The sequence below is a fragment of the Sphaerochaeta sp. UBA5836 genome (assembly GCF_002432845.1).
In the GTDB taxonomy this organism is placed as follows: domain Bacteria; phylum Spirochaetota; class Spirochaetia; order Sphaerochaetales; family Sphaerochaetaceae; genus Sphaerochaeta.
On sequence record NZ_DJGW01000062.1, the window covers coordinates 1 to 9,328 of the forward strand.

Below are 9,328 nucleotides of genomic sequence, written 5' to 3' on the forward strand. Positions count from 1 at the left end.
TTTTTTAGAACAATTATTTTGTTCTTTTCTAGATTTCTAACCTCTTAACAACAATATTTTTGTTCCTTTTAGTGTAGTATAAATCGGTTTCTTCAGTTGTCAATACATTATATTATGAGTTTTTATATTTTATTACAAAGAAATAGAAAGAGTATTGTATAAGATTTGCATATCCTTCGTGTAACCTTATCATTACAATTTTTTTGTTTCAGTACACAACAATGCCATACATGTACCCTGTTCCACCTCCTCCTTGCGGAGGAGCATGTCAAGAATCCTCAAGCAACAACGATGCCCAACAAACTTTTTCAACCGGCTTGCCGTCGCTGATTCTACTGATTCCGTTGAACCATGCTTCAGTACATTGGGTGATGAACGATTCATCATGGATGGGAAAGCCGGAAGCACTGCCGATCATGCAGTCGATGCCGCACATCGGGCACTGAAGCGTCTTGTCCAGAGGAGGACGCTCCTCGATCCAAGAAAGTTTCTGCTCAATCCGGGGATTGAACGTATGGCCACAGTAGAAACAGGTACAGCTGTCGCTCTCCATAATCTGCTTCTCATTTGCGAACGTTGCTTGGTGGGCCTTCTTGATCAATTCATCGCTGTAGCTCATGTGCTTACCTTCCATCCTGCATCAATCAATGCATCAAGGGTCTCATACTCCCCTTCCAATACATCAGTTTCGTAGTTGTAGACTCGATACCGGTAGGAAAGGGCATCCTTGAGAGTAATGTACGCGAAGCGGCCATCCAGATGGTCGAGATAACAACCTTTGTTCGGCTGCATCAGAGAAAAACTGAATGCGACAACATCCACTTTGCTGATGATGTCCCGTGTCAAATCCTGCTGGTCTTTTCTCCATGATTTCATGAGGATAACTCCTATCAAATAGATAATACCCCTAATGATGTGCCAAATGATGTCACAGTTGTTTATAGTTGCAAGAGTTGGTAATCGGGTAGGAGGATGAGCCTTAGTGGATCACCCGTCGTCCCACAGAATCGCACTGTTCGGGATGCGGCTCCTCGTCAGTTTACGCACTCTCTGGCATATAGGTCAGAGAACCATCGCCATCCCTTTTCATAGAGCTTTCTGTTGTTCAGCGTCGTATTAAGGATCCATGAATTTGCAATCCTCCAATATCCTTGTCTACAGTTTCCCATTGCAAAGCCTGATTACGTTCAACACCAAGCCTCTTGAGCTCCCTAAACCGAGTCCTCACCCGTATCCGCCTTCTCAGCCATCGGTCGAGTTTCTTCTGCTTGCCTTTACATTTTGCAAGCTTGAAGTAAGCAATCCAACCTCTGATTAGCTGATTGAGCTTTTCCTGTCGGTATTTTACGGACCAGCCATTGCTTGGCTGTGTTATCTCCTTGTTTCAGCCGTGAGATTCGCTCCTGTCTTCTTGTGAATACAGAGTTCCCATCACTTGTTCTTCGAATCAGAGAAGAATCCATACTCAAGGAATCTGATGCCCTCGATTCTACAGATGCAGGCCTTTTCAGGGTTCACTATCAGCTTGAGCACATTCTCAAGATAGCTGGCAGTGCTTTTGAGAGTCCTTTCGAGCAAATCCGTTCGTTTTGCGTCGGTCGTGTTGTTTTCAGACATCCCACACACTCTCGGCTCCCCCTGCCTCATCTACACCCCGGTTCCGTATAGCATTTGGACTTCGATTTGTGATGCAATCTCATCCACCGGGGAATGCCTTATGGGATTTCTGTTCGTCAGGCCAGAAGTTTGACGCCGGCTTTCTTCAGATTCGTCCTCACGGAGGACACCCTTGTCCTTGGCTATGTACTTGGCGCTATCACCCGTACTAGGGACTCCCCCCTTTTCTAGAATGCAAATTTAGGCAATACTACAGTATAGCAACCTTAAGGAGGCACCACATGCATACACCCCATACCCTGATCGCCTGCATTGTAAACAAAGGCATGGCAGAAACCGTTATGGATGCGGCGAGAAAGGCGGGAGCCTCAGGGGGGACCATCCTTTTGGCACGAGGAACCGGCAAGGAAGAGGATGTGAAGTTTTTCGGCTACTCCCTTGTTCCCGAAAAGGAAATGCTGCTTGTCCTTGTGGGTGCAGGCCTGACCGGCAAGGTACTTGAAGCCATCAAGGCGGTACCATCGTTGGTCGAGCCGGGGGCAGGCATAGCATTCTGTGTCGATGTCGAACGCTTTATGACGTTTGGTGAGCCTGAGTCACTGTAGTACGCTCCTGTGGCAGTCGTAAGAGCAGTCCAAGCAACAAACAGATCAACGAAACAGATAGAATCCCCAAACCAACCCCGAACAGGTTACTGAACCAGCCAAGCAGCAAGGCTATTGCCGCTGCGAACAACGACTCCGCCTGCGACTCCACCGACAGACCCGAGGCAAGCGATGTCTGATCCATCCGCTCGCTTACATAGGCGATTCCCATCGGCTTTCGCAGATTCTCCAGAATGTAGATGCCAAGGTAGAGCACTACAGAAAGGACGACATAGGAGAGGTGAAGCAGCAGGCCGCTGACCAACCCAAGGGTGACTCCGATAAGCAGCGTGAGGTTCAACGGTGTCGCCAAGCCGTTGAAATGCGATGCGAATGTCCCTGATTTGCTGGAAGCAAAGGCGGTGGCTGCATAGAGAATAGAATATACAATCCCAATCACCAAGGCGGTGCGTTTCTGATCCTCCCAAGCCAGAAAAATCGGTAGGCTCAAGGCCAACGTCTCCAACAGCGGTTGCAGGTAATCCTTGAACGCCTTGTAGTAGCCGGTGTATAAAGCCTGGCTTGAGATGGTGCGGACCATTGCCAGACTCTTCATGCTGGCAATAAGGGAGCGCATCACCGAGACAAACTCCTCGGTTATGCGCCTGTCACTGGTATGCCGCTTTCCATCGAGGTTCTTGGGATAGGAGAGAATGAGGAAGACGTTGAGCACATAGGGAATGATCGTAAACAGAAAAATCGGAGCATAGGAGCCTTGATAGAGGACCAAGAGAGCGGCAATCAGGGCGGAAACGGCGGCGCCCCGCTGAGACCAGGCACGGGTATGTCCGTAATAATAGGTTTTTTGGTCCTCCCACCCATTGAGCCGGAGGTAATCGAAAATCATCGCCTTATGCGTGCCGGTACGAAAGGCGTCACCAAATGCATAGGCAGCCATTGCAAGCAAGAGGATTTCAAAGCTGTCGGCGAAATAAAAGGTTATGAAGGCGAGAATGTAAGCGAGGAAGGAGAACACCATCGTCAGCCTTCTGCCTACGCTGTCTGCAAAAATTCCCGAAGGAACTTCCGTGAGATTAATCAGCACCTCGCGTGTCGCATAGAGGGTCCCTATTTCTAGATAGCTCAATCCCTTGTCCAAGAAGACAAGCAACATGAACGGCTCATAAAACCGCAGGTCCTTGAGAAACCCGTAAGCACAGAATTTCGCGTACTGCAGGTTCTTGGTGAATGTTTGCTTCGGCATGATTACAACCTAGCATGGGTTGTACCATTGAAATGCAAAGAAGTCAAATGCTTCCTACTTGACCGGTGGTATTCCTGTTGAAGTTCGAACGACCAAGCGGTTTTGGTACTCCACGCGCGTTACCGCACCTTGTTCCAATGTACGGGGCTGCTGTCGCTCCATTTTTTCACAGAGAAGACGAACGGCACTCTTTCCTCCCTGGAGGATGTAGTGCTCGACGGTGGTAAGCCCTACCCCGGCGAAGGAGGAAGGATAGATATTGTCAAACCCGCAGACGCTGTAATCGTCGGGGATCGAGAATCCGCTCTCCTTGATGGCATCGATGACACCATAGGCGACCATGTCGTTGATGGCGACCATGGCTGTCACGTCCGGCGTCTCCTTCATGCAACGTTTTGCCAGGGCATACCCTGTCTGATGCTCGATATCAAGGGTATTGAGCTCGGTAAGCGAGGAAACCTCAGCTGTGTAGAGACTAAGTCTTGCCGGCGGACCGAACTGCTTGATTGCGACCTTGAGTCCCTCGAAACGCCTGACGCGGGCGCTGTGTTCACTGTTGAGGCTGGTTGAGAGATAGGCAATTTTCCGATGACCAAGTGAGAGTAGATGATTTGCGACCAAGGTGCCTGCATTGAAATTGTTCACATCCACCGTATCAAGGCCGACATCGTTCTGCTTGTCCCCGACTGCAACAACCGGAACGGTCTTGTTCAACTCCCGAACAAGCTCGGGCTGCTGGGGGATCATGGCAAAAATCACCCCGCCCACCGAAGGTTCTTTGGCAAACTCACAGACTCTCTTCTCCTTGTCGATGTCCCAGTAGGTGGTAAAGAGCACAGTTTCCAAACCACGCACCTTTGCTTCCTGCTCCATGCCTTGGATGATGGAGGCAAAATAGGGATTGATGACCGAAGGACAAACAATGACGACGATCTTGCGGTCCCGCTTGGCGTGTTTGCTTTCATACCCCATTTCACGACTGACGGTATAGACTGCGTTGATAGTCTCATCGGAGAAGCGATTCAAGCTCTTGGAGGCCAGGATCATGGAAACGCTGGCGGAAGAAATACCAACTTTGTCTGCAATATCCTGCAGGGTGACCTTTTTTTTGCGCATCAACGTACCTCATTGCATTCAATGGTTAATATTAAACAGGAATGCGGCTGCTTTGCAAGAAAAAAGAAACCTTGCTTGTATCCCCTATTCTCGTACTTTACCATACATGGCATATAATTACAAATGATATAGGTTGCTTCATTTTTCTAGAAAGAAAATTGCTTCAGCAAAAATTGGTAAAGTTTCAACACCTATACCTTACAACCAACACTATTCAGGACCTGAAAACAAGTCTTATGCCCTTGGGTGCAAGCTGGTGATGGTGGAGTAATACATGTTCTTTTCACAGATTATTCACATCTTTCAAACGCTTGTTGATGGACAACCTCCCACTGAATGTATAGTATTTATACATAGATGAGGATACTGTCCAAAAAACCATTGTTTATACGGATTGCTCAGCCAACGTATGGTGCTTATCTTCTGAAACGGAATCATGTAGAACTCGTTGGTATGCAACAGCTTTCCGAACTGCAGCCACCATTTCTGGTGATTGGCAACCACGTCCACACCTTGGATTCTTTTCTTATCAGCTCGGCCTCCCCTGTACATATCCGATGGGTAGCAGGAGCGTACCTCTTCAAGCTCTTCGCACTCAGACCCATGCTGGAACGGTGGATCGGAGCCATCTCCAAACAACAGGGACGCAACGACCTTTTCACAATCCGCGCAATCGGGGATGCGCTCAAAAGCGGTGACATCGTAGGACTTTTCCCTGAAGGAACCCGCACATGGGATGGGGAACCGGTGGGATTCGACCAAGCGATCGCCAAGCTGGTTCGCATGTTCAAAGTACCTATTGTTGTCATGCACCTCGAGGGCTTCTATGGGCTCAAGCCCCGATGGGCGGACAAGAAACGAAAAGGCAATGTGTTCCTGCGGGTTCTCCCCCCGATTATGCCCGACCATATCAGGGAGATGTCGGTAACGGAACTCTATGAACGGCTGCTTGCCGATATCGGCTATTCCTATCGTGATTGGCAGGAGAAGAACCATCTTCCGTATGTATCCAAGCGTGCTGCCGAAGGTGTTGAACAGGTGCTCTATCTCTGCCCTGAGTGCAAGCAAGCCAGCACGATAGTCAGCAAAGGCATTACCATAACCTGCACACACTGCAACTACTTTGCATCACTGGACCCCTATGACAAGCTGCATACAACCCAAGGCACCCATCACTTCGATGACATTGCCTCCTGGCATGCTTGGGAACGAGAGTATATCGCCTTGCCGCAAAGCTCTTCGCTTACGTTCCCGCCGGACAGAGGGGTACTCCTGCAAACCGGCGATGCCAAAAAACTCGTCACCTTGGAGAAGCGCTTTACCCTGCAGATGGATCAAGAGGGAATCCGAATCAAGTCGGAAACCGGGCGTGACATGTTCTTGGCATTTGAATCCATCCAATCGATGATCATCAACGCCAAGAATACCGTGGAACTTTACCACGACAATACGCTCTACAGAATCAGAATCTTCAAACGAGGATGCATACTCAAGTACGTGGAGATGTATCACACAAAGCGAAAGTGTACAGAGGGAGACCAAGCATGAACTGGAACTTTTTCTACCACATCGGCATCATCTCATTCTCGCTGCTGTTTGCAGCACTGCTGAGAGCGAGAATTCGATTCTTCCAACGGTTCTTGATCCCGGCCTCGACCATTTCAGGAATCATCCTGTTGGTATTCTATAACTTTGTTGCTCCGCATTGGGGGCTGAGAAATGACTTTCTCGGCGAAATAGTCTACCATCTGCTCAACATTTCCTTCATCTCCATGCTGCTCAGGGTGACCGGCAAGCAAAAACAGGATGGGAAGGCGAAACGGACGCTGGCGGCCAATGTCACTGCGGTAATGGGCCAGTACGGTCTGCAATGCTTTTTCGGTTTGTTGATGACTGCCCTGATGATCGCCACCTTCAAGCCAACGCTCAATCCTGCCTTCGGTTTCACCCTCCCCCTCGGCTTTGAGCTCGGACCCGGACAAGCTTATTCCATCGGCATGGGGTGGGAGCAAATGGGTTTCAGGGGAGCTTCCTCAGTAGGATTGACGATGGCTGCCATCGGATTTCTGATTGGCAGTTTCGGCGGTGTGGTTCTCATAAACCAAGGTCTCAAACGAGGCTGGATCGGCAAGGAACATGCACAGCGCATCAACAACAAGAGTGTACGGACCGGGTTTTTCAGCCGCCTCGATTACGAACGGCCCGTAGGCTCCTATCTTTCCACCGATGGCGAGTCGCTTGATTCGTTGACCTACCATATTGCCTTGGTCATGGCCACCTACTTGATCAGCTGGGGTTTTCTCACCGGCTTGACATTCCTGCTCAACCTCATCGGCCCTTTGGGAGCCGATCTTGCAGAGAGCCTTTGGGGCATAAACTTCATTTTCAGCGCTTTCTGTGCCTTGGGAGTGAAGATGATCATGCGGTTTTTCAAGGTGGAAACCACGATAGACAATGCAACGTGCAACCGCATCAGCGGGTTGTCGGTCGACCTGACGGTCGCCTCAAGTCTCGGTGCCATCTCCTTGGTTACCGTACAAGGCTACTGGCTTCCAATTCTCATTCTTACTCTCACCGGTATGTTCATCACCCTCGTCATTCTGCCTTGGTACTGCTCACGCATCTACGATGACCATAAATTCTTCCGAATGCTCGTCATCTATGGAACCGCAACCGGCACGCTTCCCACCGGTCTGGCTCTGCTGAGGGTGGTCGACCAGGAGTTCGAAACTCCGGTGGCAACCGACTACCTCTACTCGGTAGGTATCGTATTCCTCCTGGCCATACCCATTATTCTGAGTATCAACCTGCCGGCTTTCAGCGTCACCAGAAACAATTCAATGCTGTTCACCTTGGCAATCGGCATCAGTGCATTCTATCTGTTGGCATCCTTCGTCTCCTACCTCCTGATCGCAAAAAAACGTTCATTTGCCAAGGTAGGGAACTTGTTCTATACCGATTAGTGAATTGGTGAAATCAGTGCCTTCAACATCGGGGTGGCTTGTATCGTATACAGGCCTCTCGTTCGTTTCTCCCCTCTTGGCCGCTCGGCAACACTGCACAACGAGGTTTGGATAAAGCATTTGAATACCACCCTGCTCAACAGTTCAACATATTCATCAAATTCGTAAGTACGGAAGAACAGGGGAAAGAGCTTGAAGATTTCTAAAGCGATGGAGCGTACCAGGACAGGTCTGTCGCTCAGATGCAACAGGATCCACAGCAACATATTCAGACTCATGTAGCCGAGGGTTTCATCCTCGAATTCCTCAAGTGCACGATCCTCAAGAAAACCAAAGAGACCTTCCTCTTCCACCTCCTGCAGATAGCGGTCCTGCGTGTAGCCATGAAATCTCTCAATCAACTCTTCAGGCTCCTGAAGCAGGAAACGCGAGGAATCATACAAGTCATCGCCAAAACCTTTTCGCTGGGAGCCCGGCGGTACCGGCCATCCATCAAGCTCGTACTGCTTCTCTTCCTCGGGCACGTTATAGGAGTATTTGGCCATGGTCTTGTGCAGCTGGGCAATAAACTCCTCCACCAGCTCAACATCAACACCTGCTTTATGTGCTTCTTTTTCAATTTCGAACTGTTTTCCAGAATTGAGTGCCTCGATGTACTTGGCCATCACCTTGTTCAAGGCGTCAATTTCCTTTTTGTCCGCAGGTTCCACCTCTTTTTCGTCTCCAGCCAGCTTGAAGGGATCCCAAGGCATTGGATAATCCTGTTCCAGGTTCATGACCAAGGGGACGGAAAGCCGATACAAAGGCTCTGTGTCAGGATGGCCGACAATCCGGCAGAGCAAGGAAAAAGCATCCGCTGCGAAGGCAAAAATCAACCAATGCTGCTTCAGTTGGAATATGCGAAAATTGAGCAACTCCGGGTGCTCTAGCAAGTCAGAAGGTCCATACTTCTCAACCATATCTTCATCGGCTTCTTCAAGAATGTATTGCGTTGCACCATCCTTTGATTGAATCGACCAGAACGGTGATTGGAAGTCATAGCTAAGCTCATCCACATATGCCATGTGAATCAGCATCTCTTTACCCTGCGTGGTAATCGAAGGAATGAAAGAAAGGTAATCCCAATAGTATAAAGCCTGTGGATACTCTTTCAAAACCCCATCCAAGCCATCCTTGGCATACAGATCAGCATCGAACATTCGGCAGGTAAAAACAATATCATCGGCTTGCAATGAGTTGTAATGGATCAGCCCGGCACACTGCAGGCAAAGCCCGTTGTCCAACATCAGGGTCACATACGTGACATTACGGCTCTCGCGTCTCTCCTGCAACATCTCCAAGCTTGGGGAGCAAAACAAGTAGTGGGTATCTGTCAGCAGATCTGCAATCTCAAACAATTCCGGTTTCTTCCTTTCAACTATCCTGAAAGCAAGGAAGAACCCAGGTTTAAGCGCCCAATGGGATAGCACCTGCCGGGTCTGTGGAGGCAGCACAGTATCGTTGTTCTGCAATAGTCTTCTCAGTTGGTCTGCATTCCCCATCGTCTGGCTAATTATGTATTGGTCAAGAATGCCATACCTGTACGCTTTATTGTCCGGTTCTTTCTCCATAAGGAATGATACCAATGCATCCACATCCAATTTGGACGCATAATCTTCAAACATCGAGACAATCACTTCATATTGTGTATCGTAGAGATCACATCGGCTTTCCCAATCTTGTGGTATGTTCATACTGAGGAGTATTCCATATATAGTAGTTTCTGAAAAGCAGGGAACCTTTTC

The 9,328-nt window shown here is 49.0% G+C and carries 10 protein-coding genes; 3 read left to right on the top strand and 7 right to left on the bottom strand.

Translation table 11 applies throughout. From position 1 onward, the window contains the following. Positions 1-268 precede the first annotated feature (268 nt). From B3F49_RS05005 to B3F49_RS05015, 4 genes are all read right to left on the bottom strand, one after another. Complete coding sequence (locus tag B3F49_RS05005; RefSeq protein WP_293909400.1) at positions 269-619, bottom strand: hypothetical protein; 351 nt, start codon at positions 617-619, stop codon at positions 269-271. Next, positions 616-876 carry a hypothetical protein gene (locus B3F49_RS05010; protein ID WP_293909403.1) on the bottom strand — a complete coding sequence of 87 codons (261 nt, stop codon included), beginning with the start codon at positions 874-876 and terminating at the stop codon, positions 616-618. The genes B3F49_RS05005 and B3F49_RS05010 overlap by 4 nt, the downstream gene beginning before the upstream one ends. A 229-nt stretch (positions 877-1,105) precedes the next feature. Further along, positions 1,106-1,375 (bottom strand): group II intron maturase-specific domain-containing protein, encoded by a 270-nt coding sequence (locus B3F49_RS12395; RefSeq protein WP_414712348.1) that lies wholly within the window; start codon positions 1,373-1,375, stop codon positions 1,106-1,108. A 56-nt stretch (positions 1,376-1,431) separates the two neighbouring features. Beyond that, positions 1,432-1,617 (bottom strand): hypothetical protein, encoded by a 186-nt coding sequence (locus tag B3F49_RS05015; RefSeq protein ID WP_293909406.1) that lies wholly within the window; start codon positions 1,615-1,617, stop codon positions 1,432-1,434. A 281-nt stretch (positions 1,618-1,898) separates the two neighbouring features. Here B3F49_RS05015 and B3F49_RS05020 point away from each other — a divergent pair, with 281 nt between their 5' ends. Then, positions 1,899-2,222: a P-II family nitrogen regulator gene (locus tag B3F49_RS05020; RefSeq protein ID WP_293909409.1), complete on the top strand. Its 324-nt coding sequence runs from the start codon at positions 1,899-1,901 to the stop codon at positions 2,220-2,222. On the opposite strand, the gene B3F49_RS05025 is transcribed toward B3F49_RS05020, so the two are convergent. Then, on the bottom strand, positions 2,191-3,465 hold the full coding sequence (locus B3F49_RS05025) for an MFS transporter (protein ID WP_293909412.1): 1,275 nt from the start codon (positions 3,463-3,465) through the stop codon (positions 2,191-2,193). The genes B3F49_RS05020 and B3F49_RS05025 overlap by 32 nt on opposite strands. 54 nt (positions 3,466-3,519) lie before the next feature. Continuing rightward, a complete protein-coding gene (locus B3F49_RS05030) occupies positions 3,520-4,581 on the bottom strand; it encodes a LacI family DNA-binding transcriptional regulator (RefSeq protein WP_293909415.1) in 1,062 nt (353 codons plus the stop codon). Positions 4,582-5,034: 453 nt separating this feature from the next. On the opposite strand from B3F49_RS05030, the gene B3F49_RS05035 reads away from it, so the two are divergent. Then, entirely contained in the window at positions 5,035-6,129 is a 1,095-nt protein-coding gene (locus B3F49_RS05035) for a lysophospholipid acyltransferase family protein (protein WP_293909418.1), read from the top strand. Next, the gene (locus B3F49_RS05040) at positions 6,126-7,544 is read left to right on the top strand and encodes a sodium:glutamate symporter (RefSeq protein ID WP_293909421.1); all 1,419 of its coding nucleotides are present in this window, start codon (positions 6,126-6,128) and stop codon (positions 7,542-7,544) included. The genes B3F49_RS05035 and B3F49_RS05040 overlap by 4 nt, the downstream gene beginning before the upstream one ends. On the opposite strand, the gene B3F49_RS05045 is transcribed toward B3F49_RS05040, so the two are convergent. Beyond that, positions 7,541-9,277, bottom strand: a complete 1,737-nt coding sequence (locus tag B3F49_RS05045; protein WP_293909424.1) for a hypothetical protein — start codon at positions 9,275-9,277, stop codon at positions 7,541-7,543. The genes B3F49_RS05040 and B3F49_RS05045 overlap by 4 nt on opposite strands. Positions 9,278-9,328: the final 51 nt, after the last annotated feature.

What these genes read in the sequence shown, in the direction of transcription:
- B3F49_RS05005 (WP_293909400.1), bottom strand. Translation starts at nt 619, where the DNA reads ATGAGCTACAGCGATGAATTGATCAAGAAGGCCCACCAAGCAACGTTC.
- B3F49_RS05010 (WP_293909403.1), bottom strand. Translation starts at nt 876, where the DNA reads ATGAAATCATGGAGAAAAGACCAGCAGGATTTGACACGGGACATCATC.
- B3F49_RS05015 (WP_293909406.1), bottom strand. Translation starts at nt 1,617, where the DNA reads ATGTCTGAAAACAACACGACCGACGCAAAACGAACGGATTTGCTCGAA.
- B3F49_RS05020 (WP_293909409.1), top strand. Translation starts at nt 1,899, where the DNA reads ATGCATACACCCCATACCCTGATCGCCTGCATTGTAAACAAAGGCATG.
- B3F49_RS05025 (WP_293909412.1), bottom strand. Translation starts at nt 3,465, where the DNA reads ATGCCGAAGCAAACATTCACCAAGAACCTGCAGTACGCGAAATTCTGT.
- B3F49_RS05030 (WP_293909415.1), bottom strand. Translation starts at nt 4,581, where the DNA reads ATGCGCAAAAAAAAGGTCACCCTGCAGGATATTGCAGACAAAGTTGGT.
- B3F49_RS05035 (WP_293909418.1), top strand. Translation starts at nt 5,035, where the DNA reads ATGCAACAGCTTTCCGAACTGCAGCCACCATTTCTGGTGATTGGCAAC.
- B3F49_RS05040 (WP_293909421.1), top strand. Translation starts at nt 6,126, where the DNA reads ATGAACTGGAACTTTTTCTACCACATCGGCATCATCTCATTCTCGCTG.
- B3F49_RS05045 (WP_293909424.1), bottom strand. Translation starts at nt 9,277, where the DNA reads ATGAACATACCACAAGATTGGGAAAGCCGATGTGATCTCTACGATACA.